The sequence below is a fragment of the Haloferax sp. Atlit-6N genome (assembly GCF_003383195.1).
In the GTDB taxonomy this organism is placed as follows: Archaea; Halobacteriota; Halobacteria; order Halobacteriales; family Haloferacaceae; genus Haloferax; species Haloferax gibbonsii.
This window is the reverse complement of sequence record NZ_QEQJ01000003.1, coordinates 310,929-336,320: the sequence shown is the minus strand read 5'-3', so window position 1 is coordinate 336,320 and position 25,392 is coordinate 310,929. Positions and strand designations below refer to the sequence as shown.

18 protein-coding genes and 1 pseudogene are annotated in these 25,392 nt (G+C 65.3%); 10 read left to right on the top strand and 9 right to left on the bottom strand.

The genetic code is table 11. From position 1 onward, the window contains the following. Window positions 1-338: 338 nt before the first annotated feature. From DEQ92_RS13800 to DEQ92_RS13785, 4 genes are all read right to left on the bottom strand, one after another. Window positions 339-1,190 (bottom strand): sugar phosphate isomerase/epimerase, encoded by an 852-nt coding sequence (locus DEQ92_RS13800; RefSeq protein ID WP_115820984.1) that lies wholly within the window; start codon window positions 1,188-1,190, stop codon window positions 339-341. A gap of 96 nt (window positions 1,191-1,286) precedes the next feature. Beyond that, entirely contained in the window at window positions 1,287-2,240 is a 954-nt protein-coding gene (locus DEQ92_RS13795; RefSeq protein ID WP_115820983.1) for a UbiA family prenyltransferase, read from the bottom strand. A gap of 45 nt (window positions 2,241-2,285) precedes the next feature. Further along, window positions 2,286-3,161, bottom strand: coding sequence for a sugar phosphate isomerase/epimerase (locus tag DEQ92_RS13790; protein WP_115820982.1), 876 nt, complete (start codon window positions 3,159-3,161; stop codon window positions 2,286-2,288). Window positions 3,162-3,164: 3 nt separating this feature from the next. Continuing rightward, window positions 3,165-3,944 (bottom strand): TatD family hydrolase, encoded by a 780-nt coding sequence (locus DEQ92_RS13785; RefSeq protein WP_199522918.1) that lies wholly within the window; start codon window positions 3,942-3,944, stop codon window positions 3,165-3,167. 171 nt (window positions 3,945-4,115) lie between these two features. Here DEQ92_RS13785 and DEQ92_RS13780 point away from each other — a divergent pair, with 171 nt between their 5' ends. From DEQ92_RS13780 to DEQ92_RS13770, 3 genes are all read left to right on the top strand, one after another. Then, window positions 4,116-4,325, top strand: coding sequence for a hypothetical protein (locus DEQ92_RS13780; RefSeq protein WP_008096745.1), 210 nt, complete (start codon window positions 4,116-4,118; stop codon window positions 4,323-4,325). Between the two features lie 80 nt (window positions 4,326-4,405). Further along, complete coding sequence (locus DEQ92_RS13775) at window positions 4,406-5,602, top strand: inositol-3-phosphate synthase (RefSeq protein WP_115820981.1); 1,197 nt, start codon at window positions 4,406-4,408, stop codon at window positions 5,600-5,602. Beyond that, a complete protein-coding gene (locus DEQ92_RS13770; protein ID WP_115820980.1) occupies window positions 5,599-6,999 on the top strand; it encodes an alkaline phosphatase family protein in 1,401 nt (466 codons plus the stop codon). Before DEQ92_RS13775 ends, DEQ92_RS13770 begins: the two co-directional genes overlap by 4 nt. 117 nt (window positions 7,000-7,116) lie before the next feature. On the opposite strand, the gene DEQ92_RS13765 is transcribed toward DEQ92_RS13770, so the two are convergent. Further along, on the bottom strand, window positions 7,117-12,345 hold the full coding sequence (locus tag DEQ92_RS13765) for a PVC-type heme-binding CxxCH protein (protein ID WP_115820979.1): 5,229 nt from the start codon (window positions 12,343-12,345) through the stop codon (window positions 7,117-7,119). Between the two features lie 452 nt (window positions 12,346-12,797). Between DEQ92_RS13765 and DEQ92_RS13760 the strand changes: the two genes are divergently transcribed. The 7 genes from DEQ92_RS13760 to DEQ92_RS13725 all read left to right on the top strand — a co-directional run bounded on the left by DEQ92_RS13760 (window position 12,798) and on the right by DEQ92_RS13725 (window position 20,949). Beyond that, window positions 12,798-14,009 carry a Tm-1-like ATP-binding domain-containing protein gene (locus tag DEQ92_RS13760; protein WP_008096739.1) on the top strand — a complete coding sequence of 404 codons (1,212 nt, stop codon included), beginning with the start codon at window positions 12,798-12,800 and terminating at the stop codon, window positions 14,007-14,009. Between the two features lie 181 nt (window positions 14,010-14,190). Next, complete coding sequence (locus DEQ92_RS13755) at window positions 14,191-15,609, top strand: substrate-binding protein (protein WP_008096737.1); 1,419 nt, start codon at window positions 14,191-14,193, stop codon at window positions 15,607-15,609. A 276-nt stretch (window positions 15,610-15,885) separates the two neighbouring features. Then, window positions 15,886-16,827, top strand: coding sequence for a branched-chain amino acid ABC transporter permease (locus tag DEQ92_RS13745; RefSeq protein ID WP_008096734.1), 942 nt, complete (start codon window positions 15,886-15,888; stop codon window positions 16,825-16,827). Continuing rightward, window positions 16,824-17,966, top strand: coding sequence for a branched-chain amino acid ABC transporter permease (locus DEQ92_RS13740; protein ID WP_008096732.1), 1,143 nt, complete (start codon window positions 16,824-16,826; stop codon window positions 17,964-17,966). Before DEQ92_RS13745 ends, DEQ92_RS13740 begins: the two co-directional genes overlap by 4 nt. Continuing rightward, window positions 17,966-18,724: an ABC transporter ATP-binding protein gene (locus DEQ92_RS13735; RefSeq protein ID WP_115820978.1), complete on the top strand. Its 759-nt coding sequence runs from the start codon at window positions 17,966-17,968 to the stop codon at window positions 18,722-18,724. The genes DEQ92_RS13740 and DEQ92_RS13735 overlap by 1 nt, the downstream gene beginning before the upstream one ends. Beyond that, window positions 18,721-19,464 (top strand): ABC transporter ATP-binding protein, encoded by a 744-nt coding sequence (locus DEQ92_RS13730; protein WP_004971743.1) that lies wholly within the window; start codon window positions 18,721-18,723, stop codon window positions 19,462-19,464. The genes DEQ92_RS13735 and DEQ92_RS13730 overlap by 4 nt, the downstream gene beginning before the upstream one ends. Window positions 19,465-19,686: 222 nt before the next feature. Continuing rightward, window positions 19,687-20,949: a PQQ-binding-like beta-propeller repeat protein gene (locus tag DEQ92_RS13725; protein WP_115820977.1), complete on the top strand. Its 1,263-nt coding sequence runs from the start codon at window positions 19,687-19,689 to the stop codon at window positions 20,947-20,949. Window positions 20,950-21,032: 83 nt separating this feature from the next. Here the strand turns inward: DEQ92_RS13725 and DEQ92_RS13720 are convergent, their stop codons facing one another. The 4 genes and pseudogenes from DEQ92_RS13720 to DEQ92_RS13705 all read right to left on the bottom strand — a co-directional run. Beyond that, complete coding sequence (locus DEQ92_RS13720) at window positions 21,033-21,866, bottom strand: phosphoenolpyruvate hydrolase family protein (RefSeq protein ID WP_008096729.1); 834 nt, start codon at window positions 21,864-21,866, stop codon at window positions 21,033-21,035. A gap of 119 nt (window positions 21,867-21,985) precedes the next feature. Continuing rightward, window positions 21,986-22,396, bottom strand: a complete 411-nt coding sequence (locus tag DEQ92_RS13715; protein ID WP_115820976.1) for a cupin domain-containing protein — start codon at window positions 22,394-22,396, stop codon at window positions 21,986-21,988. 927 nt (window positions 22,397-23,323) lie between these two features. Further along, window positions 23,324-24,277 carry an AEC family transporter gene (locus DEQ92_RS13710; RefSeq protein WP_004971734.1) on the bottom strand — a complete coding sequence of 318 codons (954 nt, stop codon included), beginning with the start codon at window positions 24,275-24,277 and terminating at the stop codon, window positions 23,324-23,326. A 686-nt stretch (window positions 24,278-24,963) separates the two neighbouring features. After that, window positions 24,964-25,158, bottom strand: a pseudogene (locus DEQ92_RS13705) (2-dehydro-3-deoxyphosphogluconate aldolase); the annotation flags it as partial. Window positions 25,159-25,392 lie beyond the last annotated feature (234 nt).

Below are 25,392 nucleotides of genomic sequence, written 5' to 3'. Positions count from 1 at the left end.
GCAGTGGTTCCGCGAACGGAGCGCGAAGCGGCGGTCTGCCGCTTCGCCTCGCCTCGGCGGGACGCGACCGCCGGCGGTGTCTGTTCGACTCGTCGGACAGGAGACTGACGTCTCGTGCGCGCGCTACCTCTGGATGGGGATAGCTCGCTCTCGCTGGAAAGCATGCAATCAGCGTGTGAATCGAAAGCTCCATGCAAATAGTTAACGATTATCTGAGAACCGTTTCCGAGCGTGCGGACCGCGAGGCCACTCACGCGACGTCGCTCGCGGGAATCGATGCCGTCAGCGGCGGTGTTCGGTGCGCTTCTCGCCGCGAATTCCTGCCGAACCGCGGCGCTTCAGCGGGCGTATTCGGCCAGTTCTTCTCGCGCGCGCCGGGCCGCGTCGTCGGGTTCGTCGGGGTACGTGTATAGTTCGAACGTCGCGAAGCCGTCGTAGCCGATGTCGTCGAGCGCGCCGAAGACGGGCGCGAAGTCGATGTCGCCCTCGCCGGGGATGAGGTGGTAGTGTTTCCCGCGGCGGCCGCCCTCGATGTCTTCGAGGTGGATGCCGGTGATGTGGCCGGCGCACTGCCGGATACTCTCGGCGGGGTTCTCGCCGTAGACAGCCGAGTGGCCGACGTCGAAGTTGACGCCGAGCGCGTCGCTCCCCACGTCGTCGATGAGCGTCAACACCTCCTCGGTGCACTCGACGAGGAGTTCCGGTTCGAACTCGATGCCGAGGTCGACCCCGACGTCCTCGGCGTACACCGTGAGTTCGTCGAGCGATTCGAGCAGGTACTCGTAAGCCTCGCTCGGCGGCGTCCCGGGAAGCGACGACCCGCTGGCGACGCACGCCGCGGGCGCGTCGACCAGCGCGGCGAAGTCGATGGCGGCCTTCGTGTACTCGATGCGCCACCGGCGGTCTTCCTCGTCGGCCGAGATGAGCGTCGGGTCGAAGAACGCCGACGGCGGCGCGTCGTCGTAGTAGCCGCAGGTCGTGTTCGCGTTGATGTTCGACACGGAGAGTCCCGTCTCGTCCAGCGCCGTCAGGACGCGCTCGCGGTCGGTCTCGTCGAAGTCGGCGAGAAACGCGTGCGGCACGTCCGCCAGTAGCTCGACCCCGTCGTAGCCGTGGTCGGCGATTCGCCTGATCGCCTCTGGCAGGTCGAAACGCGTGTACGCGTTCGTAGAGAAGGCTAACTGTACCATACGTCGTGGTACAGTCACACATGAATAATTGTTTTGGTACTGCCAATCGTTCGGGACGGAACCCGACGCGCCGACGGACCGACGCGCCGCGTCGGTTCACGACACGTCGAACGCGGACGAGAGACCGACCGCGGGGGCGACGAACGCCGCCGCGACGACGCCCCACGCGGGACTCAGAAGCCCGGCGACCGCCGCGTTCAACACGACGAGCGCGAGGACGCACGTGCCGACCGCGGGGCCGATGGTGCCCGGACGGGGGTCGGCGTAGGCGGTCAGGAGGTCGCGGCCGGTCCACGCCGCGAACCAGACGAGGAGTCCGCCGGTCACGACGACCGTCGCGGAGTCGGTCGAGTCGACGCCGACGGCCGCGCCAGCCGCGACGACCGACCCGACGGCGAGTCCGACGCCGGCCATCCCGACCAGCACCGACCCCGAGTCGCCCGGACCGGTCTCCCGCTCGGCCATGTACGTGACGCCGGCGATGTAGAGCGCGACGACGACCGGCACGACGTAGACCCACGTCGGAGCCGACAGCGACGAGGGAGCTCCCGCCACGACCGCCATGCCGAGGGCGACGTTCGCTCCCCGGCAACCGCCCATCGCCGCGAAGCCGAGCGGCGTCCCCTTGAGCGCGCCGTCGTAGAGTGCGATGAACGAACCGAGGACGACGGCGACGACGCCGGCGGTCGGCCCCCCGGCGGCCGCGGCGACGACGACGCCGGCACAGAGGAGCGCGACGCCGAGGTTCCGAGCTCGCGTGCGCGACACGTCTCCCGACGGTATCGGGCGCTCCGGACGGAACTGCGCGTCCTCGTCGGCGTCGACGTAGTCGTTGAGCGTCGTGCCGGCCGCGTACAGCAGCACCGAGGCGAGCGCGACGCCGGCGAGCGACGAGAGCGGAACCGACGGGCGGCCGCCGCTGACCAACACCGCCCCGAGGATGACGTCGGGCGGCGCGGTGAACAGGTTCGGGACGCGGACGAGTCTGGCGAGACTCGCGAGCGAGCGTCGAAGACCGCCGGTCGAGGGTGTCGCGTTCGTTCGGTTCATCGTCGGTTCGTCGGTCGGTCCGGCTCTCGTTTCCGACCCGCGCGGTCAGGCCCACCCATGGGCTTCGAGGTACTCCATCGCGGTTCGGGCCGTCTCCGCCGCGGTCTCCTGGTAGGGGTACAGTTCGACCGTGACGTAGCCGTCGTAGCCGGTCGCTTCGACCGCTTCGAGGAAGCCGTCGATGTCCATCGCACCCTCGCCGAGTTGGGTGTGTTCGTGGGTGCGGTCGCCCGGGATGTCTTCGAGGTGGTAGTGCGGCGTGTGGGGCGCGAGCGGCTCCACCAGTTCGACCGGGTCCTCGCCGACCGAGTAGAAATGTCCCGCGTCGAAGTTACAGCCGATTCGGGGTGAGTCCACGCGGTCGACGAGGTCGAGGAAGTCCTCGGAGGTCTCGATGAGCAGGTGCGGTTCGGGTTCGACCAGCACGTCGACGCCGAGTTTCTCCGCGGCGTCAGCGACGTCGCGGAGCCCCCAGACGAACGCGTCGAGCGCGTCCGCCCGCGACATGCGTTCCGGGACCGGGCCGCCCGGCGGAATCGAGATGCTCTCCGAGCCGAGCGCGGCCGCGGTGGCGAGCGCGTTCTTCGTGTGGTCGACCCGAGCCTGTCGGTCCTCGGCCGCGAGTTCGACGAACGAGGGGTGGTGGAACGCCTCGGTGTCGCGGTTGAACGTCGCCGCCCGACTCTCCGCGGAGGGCTCGATGGCGCTGAGCATGAAGGCGTTACAGTTGCTGACTTCGATGCCGCAGTCGTCGAGGAGCGAGCGAGCGTGTTCGAGGTCGTCGCCGTCGGCCGTCCCCGGGAACAGGTGCGGGTCGTCAAGCAGGATTTCGACGCCGTCGTAGCCGGCGTCGGCGATTGCTTCGACGCCTTCGGTAAGCGTTCGCTGCCGGAACGCGTTCATCGAGAAGCCAAACTCCATCGGTCACACCTCGTAGTGGAAGTTCGGCGACTGGCCGAAGAACTCCCGGGGGTTGTCGTAGACGACCTTCCGGACCTCGTCTCGGTCCCAGCCGCGGTCGAGCATCTTGTCTCGGGCCTTCGGGACCGCGAGCGGGTCAGATGGGTCCCAGTCGGCGGCGCTGTTGAGCAGCATCTTGTCGGTGCCGAACTCCTCGAGGATGTCGATGGTCGTCTCGGCGTCTATCTTTCCGGGGTAGAGGGTGAAGCCGAGCCAACAGTCGGTCTGCAGCGAGATATCGACCGTGTTCTCGGTGTTGTGGTCGATGACGATTCGCTCTTCGGTCACGTCTTCGTCCTGAATCATCTCGACGAGTCGCTCGGTCCCCTCTGGCTTCTGGGTGTGCGGGGTGTGGATGATGACCGGCAGTTCGCGCTCTTCCGCCATTCTGAGCTGTCGTCTGAACGCGTACTCCTCGGCTTCTGTCCCCTGGTCGAGGCCGATTTCGCCGAGCCCGACGACGTGATCGCGGTCGAGGTACTCGGGGAGCCCGTCCATCACCGCCTCCGCCATCTCGGGGTAGTTCGCCTCCTTCGGTTCGAGGCCGACGGTGACGTAGTGGTCGATGCCCGCCGCCCGCTCCGCCCGGTCGGTCTCGAACTCGATTATCTGTTCGAAGTAGTCGAAGAACGACGCCGCGTGTTGCTTGTCCGTCCCGCTCCAGAACGCGGGTTCGACGCAACATTCCACGCCCGCAAGCCGGGCGCGCTCGTAGTCGCTCGTCGAGCGAGACACCATGTGCATGTGCGGGTCGATAATTGGTATCGACATGTGACCTACCTCTCTGATGGTAGTTAATCATTGTTTCGGTGGATTCGGTGACGGCCGCGGGACGAGCGCGCACCGCCCGACCGCAGCGGCCGCGACCGACGGCGGAGACAGCTATTTACTCGTCCGCGCCGACCCCGTAGTCACATGCCGGAACACTGCCCGTTCTGCGGCGAGCCGATAGAATCGAACCGCGTCACTCCCGAGGAGGGTCGCCCCTACGAGGAGTGGCGCTGCGTCGACTGCGACGAGACGTGGCGGCACCCCGAAGAGACGGTCCTCGACCGGAACCTCGACTTCAGCAAACACGGCGACCAACTCGACAGACGGGACGCTGACACCTCCCGCGACTGGTGAGTTCCCTCCAACCGGGACCGACACAGAAACAACATGATTGAAGGACAAGATTCTTCATCGCACACCGCAATCGTGAGTCGATGACAGTCGGAGTTTGGATTATCGGAGCCAGAGGTAACGTCGCGAGCGTCTCGATGACCGGCGCGCGCGCAATCGCCCGCGGCGTCGCGGACACGACCGGGATGGTGACGGCCAACGAACCGGTGGCCGCGCTGGACCTCCCCGCCGTCGACGACCTCGTGTTCGGGGGCCACGACATCCGGGCCCAGCGAATCGAGGAGACCGCCGAGGAGATGGCGGGCCACGGCGGCGTCGTGGCACCCGACACCCTCGACGCGGTCCGCGAGGACCTCCGCGAAATCGACGAGCGCGTCGAACTCGGAACCGCGCGCCGGTGCGGCGAGGCGGTCGAGGGGATGTCCTCGGAGACGGAGAGTAACGACGTGGCCGTCGCCGACATCGTCGAGGAGATACGGGCCGACTACGCCGCCTTCGCCGACTCGCAGGACGTCGACCGACTGGTCGTCGTGAACGCCGCGTCGACCGAGCCGCCGGTTCCGACGCCCGGCGACTACGACACGCTGGCGGCGTTCGAGACGGCGGTCGAGCGCGACGACCCGAACCTCCCCGCGAGCGCCCTGTACGCGTACGCGGCGCTCCTCGACGGCCACCCGTACATCAACTTCACCCCCAGTACCGGCTCTTCGCTCGGTGGGCTCCGCGAACTCGCGGAGCGAAACGAGGTGCCGCACATGGGCCGCGACGGGAAAACCGGCGAGACGCTGATGAAGTCCGCGCTCGGGCCGATGTTCGCAGGGCGGAACCTGCGCGTCCTCTCGTGGGAGGGTCACAACATCCTCGGCAACAGCGACGGTCTCGTCCTCGAAGACGACGCCAACAAAGCGGGGAAGATCGAGAGCAAGGGCAGCCTGCTGGACGACATCCTCGGGTACGAGACCCACAACGCCGTCCGCATCGACTACACGCCGTCGCTCGGCGACTGGAAGACCGCGTGGGACCACGTCCACTTCGAGGGCTTCCTCGGGACGAAGATGAAGATGCAGTTCACGTGGGAGGGGGCCGACTCGGCGCTCGCCGCCCCGCTCGTCCTCGACATGGTCCGGCTGGCCGCCTTCGCCGACGAGCGCGGCGAGGGCGGGACGATGCCGCACCTCGCGTCCTTCTTCAAGTCCCCCGAGGGCGTCGACAGACACGAACTGTCCGAGCAGTTCCGACTCCTCTACGACTACGCGGAGCGCCACGCGGAGGGAACGTGACGGCTCGAAGGACCTCGGACTCGACCGCGTCCGGTGCCGGGCGCGTCGTCGTCCTCGACGTCGTCGGACTCCAACAAGAACATCTCGACGGGGGATTGGCACCGAATATCGCCGACCTACTTGCCGGAAAGCCGTCCGGGGCGCTCGAACCGCCGTTTCCGAGCGTCACGGTGCCCGCACAGACGACCCTCTCGACCGGGCAGTCGCCCGCCGCCCACGGCGACGTGTCCAGCGGCGAGTTCGACCGCGACCGACAGGTCGCCGAGTTCTGGGAGCGCGACCGAGGAACGCGAACGCGGCTGTGGGAGGCCGCGAGCGACGAGGCGGGCCTCACGACGGGCGCGCTGTTCTTCCAACACCTCATCGGCACGAGCGCCGACGTGGCCGTCACGCCGTCGCCCATCGAAGACGAGGACAACAACCTCATCGAGATGGACTGCTGGACGAATCCCGACGAGTTCTACGACGACCTCCGCGAGGAGTACGGCCACTTCCCGCTGCACAACTACTGGGGGCCGGTCGCCGACGAGCGCAGCAGCGAGTGGATTCTCGCGACCGCGCGGGAGTCGATAGCGCGGTACGACCCGGACCTGCTGTGGGTGTACGTGCCGCACCTCGACTACGACGCGCAGCGGCACGGTCCCGACTCCCCGGAACTTCGGGAGGCCGTCGGCGTCGTCGACGACCTCGTCGGCGAGTTCCTCGACTGGCTCGAAGCGACGCCCCGTTGGTCCGAAACGGCGGTCGGCGTCGTCAACGAGTACGGCTTCAACGCGGTCGACACGCCGGCGTTCCCGAACCGGGCGCTCCGCGACGCGGGGCTGCTCTCGGTGCGCGACGACGGCGAGGGCGGCGAGGAGGTCGATATCGCCGCGTCGTCGGCGTTCGCGATGGTCGACCACCAAATCGCGCACGTGTACACCGACCGGCCGGCGGCCGCCCGAGAGGTTCTCGAATCGCTCCCCGGCGTCGACGCCGTGGTCGAAGGCGAAGCGCGGGGCGACGCGAACCACCCGAACGCCGGCGACCTCGTCGCCGTCGCCGACGCGGACGCGTGGTTCCAGTACTACTGGTGGACCGACGACGCCGACGCGCCGTCGTACGCGACGGAGATGGACATCCACGCCAAGCCCGGCTTCGACCCGTGCGAACTGTTTCTCGGCGACGAAGGGCTCGTGACGCTCGACCCGACGAAGGTGTCCGGGTCGCACGGTCGCGTCGACCCCGAGACGCGCGGCTTCTACGGCTTCGGCGGGCCGGCAGCCCCCGACGGCTCGTCCGACCGAATCGTCGACGCCCGGCGGTTCGCCCCGACGGTCGCGGACCTGCTCGGCATCGCTGACGACGTGTCGCTCGCGTTCGAGCGCCCGTCGCTGTTCGCCGGCCCGCAGGTGTAGGTGTAGTCCGGGCATCGCCGTGACGCGCCCGAAGTGCTGATTTTCCGCGTCGCTCGGCTCAAGTTCGATACGAAAGAAAAGACGCCACGGACCTCGGTCGGAACGCGTCTCGCCCGCTCAGTTACCTCCCGAGCTCGCGATTTCGATGGTGCCGCGCATCCGGAAGCTGTGGGCGCGACAGACGTACTCCGCCATCGAGTCGGTGACGGTGAACGTGACGCTCTGTGACTCGCCCTGCGTCGCGAGGTACGACGTGGAGATGTCGTTCACGACGGTGTCGTCGCCGTTGACGACCTCGAAGTTGTGAGGCGCGCCGTTGCGGTTCGTCCACGTGACCGTGTACTCGCCGCCGGCTTCGAGGGTGAGCGTCGGGTTCGTCGCGTCCGCGATATCGGACGGCGAGACGCCGGTCCAGCCCTCGTTGCTCTCGGCTTCGAGTTCGATGGTCGACCCCGACGGGATGGCGTCGCTGCCGCCGTCGTCGCTGCCGCCGTCGTCGCTCCCGTCACCACTGGTCGCCTCGACGTGTTCGGTGACGCGGTCGTAGACGAGTTCCAGCCCGTTGCCGGAGCCGCCGATGCGCTTCAGTTCGGTGTCGTCGAACCAGACGGTGCCGGTGGCGTTGCCCCAGCCGCCGAACAGCAGGTTAAGCTGGAACTGGCCGGGCGCCGCGCCGGTCGAGAAGGTCGTCTCGAGCAGTTGCCAGTCCTCGACGGGGTCCGTGTAGTAGTCCGTGACTGAACCCTGTCCGAGGCCGTGGACGTTGATCGTGACGCCGTAGGAGCTTCCGATTTCACCGAAGCCGTCCTCAGAGTTGCTGAAGTCGTCCGAGGTCTTGACCCACGCTCGGAAGCGGTACTCGGAGTTCGGTTCGAGGTCGTCGCGGAACTGCGTCCACGACGCGTCCGCGCCCTCCGTTGAGTCGACCCGGACGCTGTAGTCGCCCGTCCGCGCCACGTCCGAGGTGTAGGTGAACTCAGCCGTGCCGCCGTAAGTGGTTCCCTCCCAGTTCGCCGGGCCCTCGGGGTCCGACGACGAGTCGGTGCTCGCGGCCTCTTCGAACGACGCGTTCGGCAGGACGTTGTTCCCGTCAGGGTCGGTCAGCGAGACGTTATCGAACCACGCCGTGCCGGTCGCGTTACCGTAGCCGCCGAACAGGCAGTTGATTTGGACCGTCGTGGTGTCGGCACCCGTCGTGAACGTGGTGCTCACCTCCGTCCAGTCGTTGGTGCCGGTCAGCGGGTCCGTCTCGAAGTCCGTCGTGTGGACGTTGAACAGCGCGCCGCGGGCACCCGAGCTCGCCTGCACATTCTCAGTCTTTATCCAGCCGCTGAGCGTGTACTCCGTCTCAGGCTGGACCGAGATGCCGTCAGCGAGCCAGACCGCATCCGCGCCCTCCGTGGACGAGATTTGGACGCTCTGACTGCCGTCTTGGCCCACGTCTGCGTAGGAGAATTCTGCGAACTCCCCGGTCCCCGCGAAGGCGTTCGTCGTCCAGTCGGCGGGCATCGCAGGCTCGCTGCTGCCGGTGCTCTCTTCGAAGGAACCGTTCGAGAGCACGTCGGTGCCGTCGGGGTCGGTCAGCGAGATGCTGTCGAACCACGCCGTGCCGGTCGCCTCGCCGTAGCCACCGAACAGGCAGTTGATCTGGAGTTCTTCGAGGTCGCCACTGTTGATAGTGATGCTCACGTCCGTCCAGTCGTTGGTGCCGGTCAGTCCGGACGGAATCGTGTCCCATTGCGTGCCTGAGCCCGTGTTCGCTATCTGCTCGACGCTGATGGTCGCCCCGAGCGGCCCCTCGCCGAAGCCGCTCCCGTCCACGAGTTGGACGTTCTCAGTCCTGACGTACGCAGAGAGGGTGTACTCGGTGTTCGGGTCGACCGCGACCGTCGTGTTCCACGAGGCGTCCGCGCCCTCGGTGGACGAGACTTGGACGCTCCGGTCGCCCTCGTACCCCGTCTCGGCGTACGAGAACTCGGCCGAACCGGTGTACGGTGTGGTCGACCAGCCGACGGGCATCGGGTCGGAGTCGTCGGTCTCGCCGCCGACGGGCGTCTCGAACGAGGGGTTTTCGAGGAGGTTCGGGAGGTCTTCGGTGTTGTCCCCGTCCTCGCTCGTGTCCTCGTTGGCCTCGTACGCCGGGATGAACCCGTCGGCGTGGGTCGCGCCGGCGAGCGACGCCGCGTCGACGAGGACCGTGTCCTGATAGTTCGATTCGGCGCTAATCATCTCGTAGACCGCCTCGCCGGACGCGTCGTCGGACGGCGTCTGCGCGAGCGCGACGAGCGCCCACATGGCGACCCGACCGTCCTCGTCGTTGAGGAGGTCGTTGTCGAGAATCGCCTGTCGCGTGTCCGTCGTCGACGGCAGGACGCGGAGTGCGGTGAGCCTGACGCCCGGCGAAGAGTGCGTCAGAGCGCCGAGCGCGGCCTGAATCGCGGTGCTGTTTCCAGTGTCGGCGTCGAGCGCACCGAGGCCGTGCATCGTCCACAGCGCGTGAATCGCCGCCGGGTCGAGGTTGATTTCGTCGAGCGTCTCCGTCGTGACGAGGTCGACGAGCGACGAGAGCGCGCCCGTCTCGTTGCGTTCGACCAACAGCCGCTGGGCCGTCCGCCGCCAGAACATGTTCGTGCTCGACAGCGTGTCGACGAGTTCCGAGACGCTCGCGTCCGCGAGGTCGGTCGGCTCGTAGCCGTCGTCGTCGCCGTAGACGACGCGGAAGAGCCGGGCAGTTGCGTGGTCGCGTACCTCGGTCATGTACGCGTTGCCGGGGCCGTTCTCGAAGCCACCGGGCGTCGGGTTGTGCTGGTAGATGTAGTTGTACCAGTCGATGAACCACAGCATGCCGTCCGGGCCGACGGAGGAGTACGACGGCGCGAACCACGCGTCGGTGCCGCCGGCGATGTTGTGGGCGTAGTGGGTGTTGTAGCCCGCACCGTCCTGCGAGAGGAAGAACGAACCGAGGATGTGACCCGTGCCGTCGCCGACGAAGCCGGTGTTGTTCCAGTACTTCTGGGGGTACTCGCGCGCCGTGTAGATGGTGTGGCCGGTCGCCGCGGTGTACCCGCCGTGGAGGTCGACCTGCCGGACGCGGTCGGTGACCGGGAGGAACCGGTTCGAATCAGACGCCGCACCGAAGTCGTTCGGTCCCGTTCCCTCGATGAGGTCGTAGTACTGATGCGGGATAGCGAAGTAGTTGCTCGGTCGCCCGGAGGTCGCGGCCGAACCGAAGGCGAGACCCTCCTCGGTGAAACCGAGGCCCGCCTGGTTCCCCGGCAGTGCGCCGACGATTTCGAAGTCGGTGACCGAGCCGTCTTCTAACTTGAATCGGTAGACCGAGGAACTGAAGTTTCGCTCCTCGCCGGCGATGTTGCCGCTGAAACCGCCGTACCCGACCTGTCCCCAAATCCAGTTATCGATGCCGTGGGCCAGTTCGTTGGGGCCGGCGTGGGTGTCGCCGTTACCGAACCCGGAGAACAGGACGTTTCGCTCGTCAGCCTGCCCGTCCCCGTCCGTGTCGACGAGGTGGACCATCTTCCCGCTCTCGCTGGGGTCGTCGAGGTCGGCGACGACGACGCCGTCTTCGACGACAACCATGCTGACCGGCACCGAGAGGCCGTCCGCGAAGATGGTGAACTCGTCGGCCTGTCCGTCGCCGTCCGTGTCTTCGCAGACGACGATTTTGTCGCGGTCCTGGCCTAGCTCGTTCGGATAGTCGCGGGTGACCGACAGCCAGACGCGACCCTGCGCGTCGAACTTCGCGTCGAGGATGTTCCCCTTCGCGTCGTCAGGTAGGTCGCCCTCGGTGACGAACGGCTTGAGGTCGAACCCTTCCGGCGTAATCGTCCGCCGGACCGTCTCGCTGGGGTTCAACGCCCGCTGCATCTTGTTCCAATTCGTTCCGCTGCCGACCTCCTCGGGGACCTCCGGCGCCAGGAGGCTCCCCTCCGGCGGCGGATAGTACGGGATGTCGGCGTCGATGAACTCCAGGTCGTTGAGGACCTTGGTGTCCTCAGCGATGGTGTCTTCGTTCTTCGTGACCCAGCGAATCGCGTTCTCGATGAGCGCTTTGAAGCCGTCGGTCGCCCACGGGGCTCTGCCGTGGCCCCACGCGGTGTAGAAGACGCGCCCGTCGCCCTGTGTGCGAGTCCACGACCACGGCTCGCCCTGTTCGCGGCCGTCGTCGTACTCGGGGATGCTGTCGCCGTCGGGGAACTGCGCGTAGGCGAGCACGTTGATATCGTCGTTGAGGTTCATGTGGCGGTACGTCTCGTCTTCGACCGTGATGGGGTCGAGGGTCGACAGAATCGGATGGCTCGGCTGGGCGAAGCTCGTCGTCATCTCGCCGAAGTTGTGAGCGGCGAACTGACCGCCGACGAGGTTCATGTAGGCGTCCGAGCCGGTGAAACACGCCGAAGCGCTGTGTATCGGGATGAAGCCGCCGCCGTTCTCGACGAACTCGACGATGGACTGCTCCTGTTCCGGAGTCAGCTCTTGGCCGTAGTTCGCGCCGCGGTTGTCCATCATGATCCACGCGTCGTAGCGGTGGAGCACGTCGGGTTCGAGGTCGGCGAGCCGGTCGGTGTACTGGACCTCGATGCCGCGGTCCAGCATGTACTCGGTGAGCTGGACCTGCCGGGCCGGCGCGTTGTGACTGCCGCCCTGCGGGCCGCCCATCATGAGGACGCTGATGTTGTCTTCGGCCGGAGGCGGCGTTATCTCGACGCTCCCCCGCATCTCCTCGGGGTGCTCTTCGGCGTAGTACATCGCCATCGACGACTCGGCGGTGAAGCTGACCGTCTGTGAGTCGCCAGACCCCTGCATCGTCGAGAACGACTCCATCACCTCGCCGGTCGGGTCCGCGAGCATGAACGTGATGTCCTCGTCCATGGCGTTCGAGAGTTCGATTTCGTACTCCTCGCCCTCGTGCATGACGAGCGTCGGGTTGGTCGTATCCTCCATCTCGGAGGGCGCGGTCGCGACCCACGAGAACGAGTCCGCCGAGGTCTCAATCTCCGTCCCGTTGCGCCAACTGTTGATTCCCTTCAGCAGGGAGTTCGTCGTCAGGTCGCCCTGACGCCAGTCGGATATCGCGTCGGCGAGACCCGAACCCTCGATAACCGACTCCTCGTTCGTGTACGCCGCGAGAATGTCTCCCTCCGTCGCGACGAGGCGAATCGTGTCGTCGGTGGTGAGCTGTTTCGCCTGTGCGACGCCGCTGGCCCCGAGGAAGTTCGCCGCCCCGACGCCGCTCACTTTCATGAAGTTGCGTCGGTTGATGTTCAGTCCCTCGCTGTCGCCGTCGTCGGGATTCGATTCCCGTGTCGTGTCGTCGTCGTGTGTCATAGTGTGTTGCGTCGGTCGCTGTCGTCGTTGGTTACCGTGCGATTACAGGACTGCGCTGCTCTCGCGAACCGCAACCCAGCCGTGTACCCGGCCAATTCGCCGAACGGGCGGCTCTCGCTCCCGCGTTCCCACCCAACTGACAGGCGAGGTGTAACGGAAGTATAGCCATTATTTCCGTCGGCTCATTGATTTGGGCTACCAAATCTCATGAACTAACATTACTTGAATGTACTGTCCAGCGGCAAGTCGTGTCCGGATGTCCCGATGCGTCACTAGCCGGTGAACGTTGGACTGACCCCAATATTAATTACAGTCTGTAGTGTTGCCACGATTGCAAGTATGAACCGCGCATGCACACAATCAGTCGCATCGGCGGCGACGCCGCGCGGCGTCGAGGTTTCGAACGACGGGTGCGGACCGACCCGACGCGAGCGGTCCACCGCGGGTGACCGATGAGCGTCGTCATCGTCGGCACACTCGATACCAAGGGCGAGGAGATAGGGTTCGCCCGCGACGTGCTCGAAGGGCAGGGAATCGAGGTTCACCTCGTCGACGTCGGCGTGATGGGAGCGCCCGAAATCGAACCGGACACCGACGCCGCGGCCGTGGCCGAGGCGGGCGGCAGCACCCTCGAAGCGCTTCGGGAGGCCGGCGACCGCGGCAAGGCCATCGAAACCATGGGCGACGGTGCGGCCGTCGTCACATCGCGACTCCACGCGGAGGGCCAACTCGACGGCGTCCTCGGTCTGGGCGGCGGGGGGAACACGTCGGTCGCGACGGCCGCGATGCGCGCGCTTCCGATGGGGGTCCCCAAACTGATGCTCTCGACGATGGCCTCGGGGGACACGGAGCCGTACATCGGCTACCACGACATCGCGATGATGTACTCGGTCGCCGACATCGAGGGGCTCAACCAACTCTCGCGGACCGTCATCTCCAACGCGGCACTCGCGATGGTCGGCATGGTGTCGAACGAGCCGGCCGTCGAGACCGAGGACAAACCGACCATCGGAATCACGATGTTCGGCGTCACCACGCCGTGCGTCCAGACGGCGCGCGACTGGCTCGAAGCGCGCGGGTACGAGACTATCGTCTTCCACGCGACCGGGACCGGCGGCCGGGCGATGGAGTCGCTCGTCGAAGAGGGCGTTATCGACGGCGTGCTCGACGTCACGACGACCGAGTGGGCCGACGAACTGGTCGGCGGCGTCCTGGCGGCGGGTCCGGACCGGCTCGACGCCGCGGCCGAGCGCGGCATCCCGCAGGTCGTCTCGACCGGCGCGCTCGACATGGTCAACTTCGGGCCGAAAGACTCCATCTCCGACGAGTTCGACGGCCGGCAGTTCCACGTCCACAACCCGCAGGTGACGCTGATGCGGACGACCCCAGAGGAGAACGCCGAACTCGGCCGAATCATCGCGGAGAAGCTCAACACCGCGACCGGGCCGACCACGCTCGCGCTCCCGCTCGGCGGCGTCTCGATGCTCGACGCCGAAGGCGAGGAGTTCTACGACCCCGAGGCCGACGAGGCGCTGTTCGACGCGCTGCGCGAGCACCTCGACGACCACGTGGAGGTCATCGAGTCGTCGGCCAACATCAACGACGAGGAGTTCGCGCTCACGCTCGCGAAGGCCATCGACCGCCGCATGCGGGCGGCGGCCTAACCCGGGCGTTTCCGAATCGAGAACGGGACTCGGGGGTCGCCCCCGCTGCCGACGACGTGCTGAGCGCCGACGAAGGGGAGTTCGCGCTCGCGGGCCGGCCGGGTGACCTGATTTCTACCCGGATAATCACAAAGTTTAACTATACCATGACACCATGTCACTACCAGCGTTCCAAAGAAACATGACTGATCAACCAGCGCTAACTGACGAATCCAGGCGACGCTATCTGAAAGCAATCGGGACGGCCGGACTCACGGCCGGCCTCGCGGGCTGTACCGGTGGGGGCGGTTCCGAGACCGAGAACACCGACGGCGGCGGAGGCGACGACTCCTCTGGCGGGGACACGTCCGGCGGCGACGACAGCGGCGAGGACTACGAGGCTATCGGGAACTTCCCGCCCGAGGGAAGCTCCGTGAGCATCGGATTCAACGGGCCGACTTCCGGCGCGTTGGGCCCCGACGGCCAAGACCAAGAGAAGGGCTTCGACCTCGCGGTCAAACACCTGAACGAGGGCGGCGGCCTCGTCGACTACTGGGACCGACTGAGCGGCGACGGCATCATGGGCTACCAGGTCGAGCCGACGAAGGCCGACACCGCCGGGAGCGCCGACACGGCACAGGACAACATCGAGCGGATGATTCAGCGGGACAACATCCAGTTCTGGACGGGCGGCATGTCCAGTACGGTGACGATGGCGATGCAGAACGTCGCCCAGCGAGAGAAAGTTCCGTTCATGGGCGGGAACTCAACGTCCGCCGGCATCTCCGGGGAGAACTGCTCGCGATACTACTTCCACCCGACGTTCCACGCGGAGATTATCGGGATGGCGATGGGCGAGGCCGCGCCCTCGGTCCTCGGCGAGGATCGCTCGCTGTTCCACATCTACATGGACTACTCCTACGGGCAGTCGAACCGCGACGCCGCCCGCAAGTACCTCACCGAACAGGGTCCGTGGGAGGACGCCGGCGGTGCCGCCATCGCGGAGGGCGAGACCGACCACAGCTCCCAGATTCAGGCGCTCGAAGACTCCGGTGCCGACACGCTGTACTTCTCCAGCTTCGGCAACTTCGCCGCCAGCGGCCTCGCGCAACTGCGAGACGCCGGCCTGACCGACGACATCGACGTCATCATCCCGCACGTCAGCGCGTTCACCCTCGACCCGCTCGGCGCGGACGCAGAAGGTGTCCTCGGCATGGAGCCGTGGAACCCGAACGCCGACAACGAGGCGAGCCAGACGTTCGTCGAAGCCTATCAGGCCGAGTACGACGAGACGCCCAACCAGAGTTCGCTGCACACCTACGAGTCGATGATGGTGTACGCGGCCGCCGTCGAAGAGGCCGGCACGTTCCACCCGCCGACGGTGGTTCGAACGCTCGAAGAGTTCGAGTGGAGCCTCGCGTGGGGCGACTCCTCGTACCGGACCTGCGACCACCAGGTCGAGCGCCCGTGGTACATGGTCCGCGGCGTCGGCGACGACCGCGCCGAAGAACTCGGTATCCGGACGGAAATCGTCGAGACGACCGACCCGCTCGTCTACGAGTGCAGCGAGTTCCCGGCGTCGAACTGCGCCATGGGCGACAACGAGTACGGAGACGAGTAACGGCCGGACCAAGCCTCGATACGACGTACCTTACTCCCATTTTCTGCAGTCGATAATCCGCGAGCGGCCATCGGCGTTCTCGGCCGCGCGCACGCCATTCTCCCACTCGACTGCATTCGCGCCGCGCCGACATCCGGGACCGCCCCCGACGAACCCGGAGAGTGGCCCGCTGGCATGCCAGAAGTCAGCGAAACACAAGATTAACATACTGAAGAATTCATGAATAATCGTGCACACCATGAAGTGCTTACTCACATCTGTACCGAGGTGGAAACGATGAATATCGACAGCATCGTCGGGTTCCTCTTCATCGCGCTGAGCGTCGCGTCGCTGTACCTGCTCGTCGCGGTCGGCCTGTCCATCGTGTTCGGGTCGCTCAAATACGTGAATATGGCCCACGGCGTCCTCTACTTGAGCGGCGCGTACATCGGGCTCCTCATCGCGTCGAGCGAACAGTACGGCGGACTGTTGAGCGACTTCGGGCAGGTCGGACTCGATTGGGGGTTCATACCCGCGCTCGTGTTGACGCCGGTCGTCATCTTCGTCCTCGGCGTCGCGATGGAGCGTTGGATCGCAAAACCGTTCTACGAGCGAGAACTTCTCGACCAGCTTTTGGTGACATTCGGAATCCTCATCGCCGCTCAAGAGTTAGTCGCCATCCTCTTCGGCCGGACGGGGACCATCTACCCCCGGCCCGAGTGGCTCACGGGCGCGATTTCGCTTCCCCTCATCGGCACGCCGCCGGGGATGAGCGCGGCCTCGACGATACGCGTCCTCGTCGTCGCGCTCACGCTGTTGCTCGTCGCCGGCATCTTCGCGTTCTTCAAATACACCGACTACGGGTTGGCCGTGCGGGCGGGTACCGAAGACTCCGAGATGACGCAGATGCTCGGCATCCGCGTCGGCAGGCCGTTCCTCCTGATATTCGCCGTCGGTGCCGCCTACGCGGGACTCGCCGGCGTCCTCGGCGGGTCGCTGTTCAACGTGACTTCCGAAATCGGCATGGAGATAATTATCCCGTCGCTGGTCATCGTCATCATGGGCGGCGTCGGCAGTTTGCGCGGGACCGTTGTCGGCGCGCTCCTCGCCGGGCTCACCTTCGCGGTGGCGACGGAACTCGAACCGAGCATGACGCAGGCCAGTATCTATCTGCTGGCCATCGTGGTGCTGACGATTAGGCCGAGCGGTATCTTCCCCTCGGCGGAGGTCGGACAATGAGCACGGACAACATCCACAAGACCGTAGACGAAGAATCGTCGTTGATTAGCTGGGACACCTGGGACGGAATCAAACACACCGAGTCGTTCGTCCTCCTGTCGTCGGTGCTGTTCGTCCTGACGTTCTCGTACGCGTTCGGCCGCGCACCGGTCGTTTCGGACATCTTCCAGGGGTATCACGGACTCGCGGTTACGATCCTCATCTGGTCGATATTCGCGCTCGGGTTCAACCTCCTGTTGGGCCAGACCGGCCTCCTCTCGTTCGGGCACGCCATGTTCTTCGGAACCGCGAGCTATGCTGCGGCGCTGTTCGCGATTCACGTGTACAACGACCCGCTGGCGGTTATCGTCGTCGCGACGCTGGCGGCGGTCGCCCTCGGGGCGGTCGCGGCGCTGATTCTCCTGCGTCTCCACACGGTGTACTTCTCCATCGTGGCGCTGGCTATCGGCCAGTTCCTCTACTTCCTCGCCCGAGAACCGCTCGTGGAGATAACCAAGGGCATAAACGGCCTCGAAGTGCCGCGGTCGCCCGTCCTCGGGTTCTTCGAACTGGAACACCAGTACGGCGGCCTCCTCGGCGAACTCGTCGTGAACAACCTCTACCTCTTCGTCGGCGTCTTCTTCGTCGCCGTCGTCGCCTCCATCACGCGCATCCGTAAGTCGCCCTACGGACTCATCTTCAAGGCGATTCGCGAGAACGAGACGCGGACGGCGTTCGTCGGTCTCGACGTCTGGCGCTACAAGTTCGCGGCGTTCCTCCTCTCTGCGTCCATCGTCGGCCTCGCAGGCGGCCTGATGGCCGTCAACACCCAGTTCGCGGGCGTCGAGCGGCTCTACTGGTCCGTCAGCGGCGACGTCGTCGTCATGACCGTTCTCGGCGGCCTCGGCACGCTCGCCGGCCCGGTCATCGGGACGTTCGTGTTCTTCTACTTCAAGGGCATCGTCAACGGCTTCCCGACGCTCGGCAACTACTGGCTGCTCCTGCTCTCGCTTTCGTTTACCACGGTCGTGTGGGTCTACCGCGACGGTATCTGGGGGATGACGACCGCCTTCACCGGCGCGCTCCGCGAACCCAGAGAACTGCTTGACTCCCTCACGGGCGGCGACTCGACCGGCGACTCCTCGGGAGGTGAGAACTGATGGCGCTGCTCGAAACCCACGGGCTCACCAAGGAGTTCGGCGGACTCACGGCGCTCGACGGCGTCGACATCGAAGTCGAAGAGGGCGAACTCGTCTCCCTCATCGGCCCCAACGGGGCTGGCAAGTCCACGCTCATCAACACCATCACCGGTCGGCTGCGCCCGACCGAGGGTGAGGTGTTCTACGCCGGGAACGAACTCGTCGGCATGAAGCCGTTCGAAATCGCACAGCTCGGCGTCGGCCGGTCGTTCCAGACGGCGTCGATTCTCCCGGAACTCACGGTGCGCGAGAACGTGCAGGTCGCGTCGTTCGCGGCCGAACACGGCTCGTTCCGGGTCAACTTCTTCTGCCGGCGGGACTCGTTCGACGAGGTCCAAGCGCGGACGAACGACATCCTGGAGACCATCGGCCTCGACTCGAAGGCCCGGATGGAAGCCGGTTCGCTCCCGTACGGGGACAAGCGGCGCTTAGAGGTCGCCATCGGGCTCGCGACCGACCCTGACCTGCTGTTCATGGACGAGCCGACCGCCGGCATGTCGCCGACGGAGACCGAGATAACGGTCGACCTCATCCACGACCTCCTCGCCGACTGGGGGATGACCATCTTCCTCGTCGAACACGACATGGACATCGTCTTCGACGTGTCCGACCGCATCTTCACGCTCCATCAGGGACGGCTCATCGCGCAGGGTACCCCCGAGGAGATTCGGGAGAATCCGGCCGTTCGCGAGGCCTACCTCGGAGGTGGGGAACAATGAGCCTGCTCGAACTCGACGACGTGCACGCCTACTACGGACCGAGCCACATCCTCCGCGGTGTCTCGCTCGGCATCGACGAGGGCGAGGTCGTCACGCTCCTCGGCCGCAACGGCGCGGGGAAGACGACGACGGTCCGCAGCATCGCCGGGACCGAACCGCCGGCGATTCGGTCCGGGTCGATTCGGTTCGACGGCGACGACATCACGGACTGGCCGGCCGACAACATCGCCATGGGCGGCATCGGCGTCGTTCCCGAGGGTCGTCGGCTGTTCTCCGAACTGACGGTCGAGGAGAACCTCGAGATGTCGAAAATCACTCGCGGCTGGTGGAACACCATCCGCCGGGGCGGCCTCGGCGGCGGCGAGAGCACGATGTCGATAGACGAGCTGTACGACCTGTTCCCGCGGCTCGACGAGCGGCGGACCCAACAGGCCGGGACGCTCTCGGGCGGCGAACAGCAGATGCTCTCCATCGCGCGGACGCTCAGGCTCCCGAACCTGAAGCTGCTGTTGCTGGACGAGCCGACCGAGGGACTGGCCCCCCAAATCGTCAAGGCGGTAGGCGACTCCGTCGCGGAAATCGCCGACCAGGGGCTGACGGTGCTCCTCATCGAACAGAACGTCCGCGAGGCGCTCCGAATCGCGGACCGCGGCTACGTGCTCGACCAGGGCGACATCGTCTACAGAGGGACCGTGGACGAACTCGAATCCGAAGACCTCGACGAGTACCTCGTCGTCTGACCGCGCCGAACGCGCGCCCCTCGGCGCGACGGACGCGCTCTTTTTCTCCCACCTCGCTTCCGTTTCGGTCCGTTCTCGTTCCGATTTGCTCCGCGGCTCTCGTTCCGCTCTCGTTCCGGTTCCTGCCCCGGCGCTCAGTCTCGCATTTCGAAGTCGGTTCTTCGCCCCGGTCGCCGTCAGTCAGTCGACAATATTATTTCGTGACACTCGAACACACGGGACATGAAACGGACCAACCGACGACGATTTCTCGCCGCGTTCTCCTCGTCCGCGCTCACGTTCGCCGCGGGGTGTCAGCGACCTCCAGTCGCGTCTACGTCGCAGAGCCACCCCGTGTCCGAACCGGTCACCTCGTGGCCGACGTTCCGCGGGGGGCGGTACAACACCGGCTACATCGGCGACGTGTCCCCGCTCGACTCGGAACCCTCGGTCGAGTGGACCTTCGAGGCCGACGGGGCGTTCTGGGGAAGCCCAATCGTCGCCGACGACACCGTCTACATCGGGAGCGCCGATAGCTCCCTGTACGCGCTCGACGCGGAGACCGGCGAGGACCGTTGGTCCTTCGAAGCGGGCCATCGAATCGAAGGGACGCCGGCCTACGCCGACGGTATCGTCTACATCGGGTCGTACGACAAACACCTGTACGCCATCGACGCCGAGACCGGCGAGAAACGCTGGTCCCGGGCCTTCGACGGATTGATTCGAGGGAGCCCGACCGTCTGGGACGGGACGGTCTACACCGGCGTCGGCTGTCACAACCTCGCGTGCGCGTGGTACGCGGAGGAGGCCAACGTCTCGGAGAGCGGCTGGGTGTACGCGCTCGACGCGGAGACCGGCGAGACGGAGTGGCACTACGAGGTCGGAGACGAGGTCGTCAGCAGTCCGGCGGTCACGGACGACCGCGTGTACGTCGGCTCCTCGGACGAGGCGCTGTACGCGCTGTCGCGCTCGACCGGCGAGGTCGAGTGGCGCTACGAGACCCGCGACATGATCTGGTCGAGCCCGGCGGTCGCCTACGGCTCCGTGTACTTCACCGACTGGAACGGCAACGTCCACGCCGCCGACGCGGCGACGGGCGAGCGAGAGTGGCTCGCCGACACGGCGGGCCGATACATCTCGGGCTCTGTCGCGGTCGGCGAGGAAGCCGTCTACGTCGGTCACACGCCGTACAACACGCTCGACGACCCGACGACGAACCACGCGAAGGTGTTCCGCTTCGACCGCGAGAGCGGCGCCGAGAACTGGAGCTTCGAGACGCCCGCGCTGGAGGTCGGGAGCAGTCCCGTCCTGACGGAGGACACGCTCTACGTCGGGACGCACCGGCAGTCGGACGGCGACGGGGTCGGCGTCCACGCCATCACGACCGACGGGCAAGAAGAGTGGTTCATGGAAATCGACGGGCGGGGCGTCGGGTCCAGCCCGGCGCTCGTCGACGGGCGGTTGTACTTCGGTGGGACCGACGCGAAGGTGTACGCAGTCGAGTAATCCGACTGTACGCGAGACCGCCTCCGCGACGACTAATCACCGCAGCGGTAGCAATCGCTCGAACGAGAACGTCTCGAAAGCCCTCAGAAGTCGATTTCCTTGAACTTGCGCGCTTGATTCTCGATGGCCTCCTCCGTGGCGAGGCGCTCGATGCTCGACGCGCCGAAGAAGCCGACGACGCCCTCGGTGTTGTTGAGGACGTACTCCGCGTCGTCAGGCCACGCGATGGGGCCGCCGTGGCAGATGACGTGAACGTCGTCACGGATCGACTTGGCGGCGTCGTGGTGCGCCTGCACGCGCTCGGCCGCGTCGTCGAGGTCGAGCGCCGTCTCCGCGCCGATGTCGCCGGAGGTCGTCAGCCCCATGTGGGAGACGATGACGTCGGCACCGGCCTCGGTCATCGCTTTGGCCTGCTCTTCGGTGAAGACGTACGGGCACGTCAGCATACCCTGCTCGTTCGCCTCGCGAATCATCTCGACCTCCTTGTCGTAGCCCATGCCGGTCTCTTCGAGGTTCTTCCGGTAGCTGCTGTCCTCGTCGATGAGTCCGACGGTCGGGAAGTTCTGGACGCCGGAGAAGCCGCGACGGCGCAGGTCTTCGATGAACACGCTCATCTCGCGGAAGGGGTCGGTCCCGTTGACGCCGGCGAGCACCGGCGTGTCTTCGACGACCGGGATGACCTCGTGGCCCATCTCGACGACGATTTCGTTGGCGTCGCCGTACGGCAGGAGACCAGCCAGCGAGCCCCGACCGTTCATCCGGTAGCGCCCCGAGTTGTAGATGATGAGCAGGTCGACGCCGCCGCGTTCCGCGAACTTCGCGGAGATGCCGGTTCCGGCACCGGCGCCGATGACGGGGTCGCCGGATTCGATCGTGGATTCGATACGGTCGAGTGATTCAGCACGAGTATACTTCATCCGAGTTGACAGGCCATCGCATACGACTTTAATATTTCGGAAGAATCGACCGGCGGCCGGGCGTCGGGCGAGCGACCCGACCGAAACGGCGTCGATACGAAGTCGCTCGTCCGCGCGAATCAGTTGTCCGGGAACTCGCCGGGCGGGAAGACCGTCGCGTCGTCGTCCTCGCGAATCACGGCTTCCGGGCCGGGCGGGCAGTACACAGCGAGGAACCGAAGCGGCTCCCACGAGGTGTTGATGGTGCTGTGTTCGACGCCACTGGGGATGTGAACCATGTCGCCCGCGCCGACCGTCCGGGTCTCGTCCTCGATGGTCTGTTCGCCCTCGCCGCCGAGGATGTACAGTATCTCCTCGCTATCAGGGTGGGTGTGTCGCTCGTGGCCCTTCCCGGGTTCGAGCAACACGACGCCGGCGCTGAACCCCTTGGAGCCGGTGACCTCGGGTGTGTTCATCCACTTCAGCGTGCCCCAGTCCAATTGAATCGTCTCTACGTCGTCCGCCTGGACGAACCGCTTTTCGGATACCATGACGTGTTGAGTCAAACAGTATCAATTATTAAATATTTTGGTGGTCGGAACGCGGTCAGAGAGCCCGGCGAGCGCCAACGAGGGCCCCAAGCATTTTCGAGAGGAAAACGACGGTGTGGGGCCGAAATGAGCGAGTTTCGCTACAGAACCGGCAACAGATAGCCTCAAACGCCGATTCACTCCGATTCGAACCGTCAGTACCCGCGTGGCCGGACCACTCCGTTTGCGTGTTGTAAATTATTAATACATCAATATAATCGCCGAGCAGAGCGTGAACGTCCCCACCGGTGACCGAACCATGAACGCCCCCGAGACCGAGCGTAATCAGGCCGAGGTACAGGAGATTATCCGCCTCGTCGAGCCCGGGAGACTGTTCGCCTCACGCGGGCGATGCGGATTACGACCGGTAACACGACCGTCGTTCTCGTATCGAGAGTGAGTCGCGTGGTGACGAACGGGGCGGCCGCTAAACACTCATTTTCATATCGAGAATGGAGGCGTACAAACGCGAGTGCGGTGTCCCTCGGAGTCGACGCTCGACCCGCATATTCAGTCGAGATTACAGGCGTATATCTGTAACAATTCCATTACAGACATATGATTGTAATCCAGTGTGCCACCGTTCGCAGTTTACGAGACGGGAGAAGACCGCAGTGGGGTCATCAGTCGGTTCTACGCTGTACCGTCCCGCGTAGTGTCGAGCGGCTTCGTGGCGCTGGCACTCTCCTGACACCCACCTGAGAAGCGACTGCCGCTACGGCTCGCCGCGTTTACGAGACAACAACCAGCGCGACTCCGTGGTGCGCCGCGAGACCCTTGTTCGAGGTTCACGCGAGAAGTGGACCGGGTATCAGAAACGGTGCTTTCGAAATGTGAATCTAGAGCGTTCGTCGATAACGGGCCCGAATACCGCCGTCCCGAGGTTACTCAGAACAGCGCCCCCGCCTGCAAGACCGCCACGAGAACGGTCAGGACGGCGACGCTGGCGACGGTGGTCGTAAAGATGGTCGTGCTGAGGTACTCGGGGGCGGTGATACCGTCGACCGCCGTCTCGTCGGCGTACTCGATGGTGAGCGCCAGCGGGATGACCGCGGCGGGAGTGGCACACTCAAGGACGAACACCTTCGCGACGGTCGGGTCGCTGAACCCCAACGCGAGCGCGAGTCCGAACCCGACGAGCGGCGCGACGACGAGTTTCAGCGCCGTCGGCGCGAGCGACCGCGATATCACGGACACGTTGGTCTCCGCCAGCTGGATGCCGAGGATGAGCAACATGACCGGAATCGACGCGTCGCCGACGAGTCCGACGGTCTCCATGAGCGCCGAATCGGCCGGCGGGACGAGACCGAGCGCGCGGGCGATGACGCCGGCGATGATGGCGTACAGGAGAGGGAGACGGAATATCTCCGTGACTGCGTCGAGAACTCCGCTGTCGGAGCCGTTGGACGCGATGTAGACGCCGAGAGTGTAGACCACGAGGTTCTGGATGGTGAGGTAGATGACGGCGGTCGTTCGTCCGACCTCGCCGAACGCGAACCCGGACAGCGGGATGCCGACGAAGCCCGAGTTCGGGAACGCCGCCGCCAGCATGAGCGCGCCGAGGAGCGGCCCCGACTCGCCCGCGAGCCGGCCGACGCCCCACGCGATAGCAATCATGAGGAGCGCGTAGCCGACGACGCCGACGCCGAGTTTGAGCACTTCACCGCCGTCCAGGGTCGTCGTGGCGATGCTGTGGAACGCCAACGCCGGGATGAGAACGTACAATCCGAGCGTGTTTATCGGCCCGACGTCGATGTCCGTCGTTCGTGCTAGGAGATAGCCGACGACGGCGACGCCGAGAATCGGGAGAATCGCGTTCGTGAACGCCCCCGTCAACGACATAGTTGGCCCCCCGAGGAGGGTCGGTTCGGCGGTCGGACGGGGTCGACTGAGACTCTGCGCTGTCGCTGTCGGCTCATGTCACTTCCATATTGCTTCTGGTATAAATAGTATCGGAGACGGTTACGTGCGGGGTTGGAGACCGTTGCCGACGAGGACGGCCGACGTCAGAATTTGGACAGTCGCTTCCGAAGGTACGCATCAGATTGTGCTCAAAATATGCAATAACAGTTCGGGGAAGATTCCTAGTCGGATGGCGAATCGAACTGATTGAGTTGTATTGATTTCCAAAAATTAATAGTTAGCCCCAGATAGAACATAGAAATAACACGGTGAAGCTATAATCTCGGTGGGGCCACACTATACAAAATTGTTTAGAGTATCTAGATTATTTGGAATATTCAGATTTTCTGAATGGCGCTACAATATTTCTACGTATATACAATTCAGATGGGGCAGAGACCCATCGAGAGCCCTCCCTGCACCTCGGACGAAACCAACACAGGTTGGGTGGCACGAACAGGAGAGAGACTGCAACCCGTGATATCTCAAACACGGTCGGAATTCCCTCACCCGCAGATGGAAGAGGTGTCAGTCGATATACCCTGCAACTCGGTCGCGCCCACCTGTAGTCGAACGTGACGCACCGACGAGGCAGTAACGAACCACGGCCTCGAAACCGGCCGAATTTACTTGGTTCGGGCGGCCTCGACGGCCGCGCTGAACGCGCGGGCGTTCGCTTCGATAACGCCGAACTCGCCGACGTTGTCCAGTCCGACCCCGCCGGTCGGGACGGTCGGGATGTGTCCGAGGGGACCGCCGAGCGCCGAGACGAACCCCGGTCCGAGCGTGCCGGCGGGGAGCACTTTCACTATGTTCGCGCCGTCGCCTTCGTCTGCGACTCGTGTGGATACGTCCTTCCGCGCGGAGCAGATTGAGGAGACGGACGAACCGATAGAGAATCAACACACGAGCGTCTGTCGGGAGAATCAAACTCGACCGTCGGTGGCGCGTTCACAGCCCCGGAGGATGGGTGGGACACCACCGACCGATAATAGATATAGCGCTATTCACTTTATTGAAAGCTCCGACCGCCCGTGAGCCGAGAACGCCAGTAC

Coding starts and splice junctions, on each gene's coding strand:
- DEQ92_RS13735 (WP_115820978.1), top strand. CDS start 17,966: ATGGCGCTGCTCGAAACCCACGGGCTCACCAAGGAGTTCGGCGGACTC.
- DEQ92_RS13745 (WP_008096734.1), top strand. CDS start 15,886: ATGAATATCGACAGCATCGTCGGGTTCCTCTTCATCGCGCTGAGCGTC.
- DEQ92_RS13765 (WP_115820979.1), bottom strand. CDS start 12,345: ATGACACACGACGACGACACGACACGGGAATCGAATCCCGACGACGGC.
- DEQ92_RS13710 (WP_004971734.1), bottom strand. CDS start 24,277: ATGTCGTTGACGGGGGCGTTCACGAACGCGATTCTCCCGATTCTCGGC.
- DEQ92_RS13720 (WP_008096729.1), bottom strand. CDS start 21,866: ATGAAGTATACTCGTGCTGAATCACTCGACCGTATCGAATCCACGATC.
- DEQ92_RS13795 (WP_115820983.1), bottom strand. CDS start 2,240: ATGAACCGAACGAACGCGACACCCTCGACCGGCGGTCTTCGACGCTCG.
- DEQ92_RS13800 (WP_115820984.1), bottom strand. CDS start 1,190: ATGGTACAGTTAGCCTTCTCTACGAACGCGTACACGCGTTTCGACCTG.
- DEQ92_RS13790 (WP_115820982.1), bottom strand. CDS start 3,161: ATGGAGTTTGGCTTCTCGATGAACGCGTTCCGGCAGCGAACGCTTACC.
- DEQ92_RS13785 (WP_199522918.1), bottom strand. CDS start 3,944: ATGCACATGGTGTCTCGCTCGACGAGCGACTACGAGCGCGCCCGGCTT.
- DEQ92_RS13760 (WP_008096739.1), top strand. CDS start 12,798: ATGAGCGTCGTCATCGTCGGCACACTCGATACCAAGGGCGAGGAGATA.
- DEQ92_RS13740 (WP_008096732.1), top strand. CDS start 16,824: ATGAGCACGGACAACATCCACAAGACCGTAGACGAAGAATCGTCGTTG.
- DEQ92_RS13730 (WP_004971743.1), top strand. CDS start 18,721: ATGAGCCTGCTCGAACTCGACGACGTGCACGCCTACTACGGACCGAGC.
- DEQ92_RS13725 (WP_115820977.1), top strand. CDS start 19,687: ATGAAACGGACCAACCGACGACGATTTCTCGCCGCGTTCTCCTCGTCC.
- DEQ92_RS13775 (WP_115820981.1), top strand. CDS start 4,406: ATGACAGTCGGAGTTTGGATTATCGGAGCCAGAGGTAACGTCGCGAGC.
- DEQ92_RS13715 (WP_115820976.1), bottom strand. CDS start 22,396: ATGGTATCCGAAAAGCGGTTCGTCCAGGCGGACGACGTAGAGACGATT.
- DEQ92_RS13780 (WP_008096745.1), top strand. CDS start 4,116: ATGCCGGAACACTGCCCGTTCTGCGGCGAGCCGATAGAATCGAACCGC.
- DEQ92_RS13755 (WP_008096737.1), top strand. CDS start 14,191: ATGACTGATCAACCAGCGCTAACTGACGAATCCAGGCGACGCTATCTG.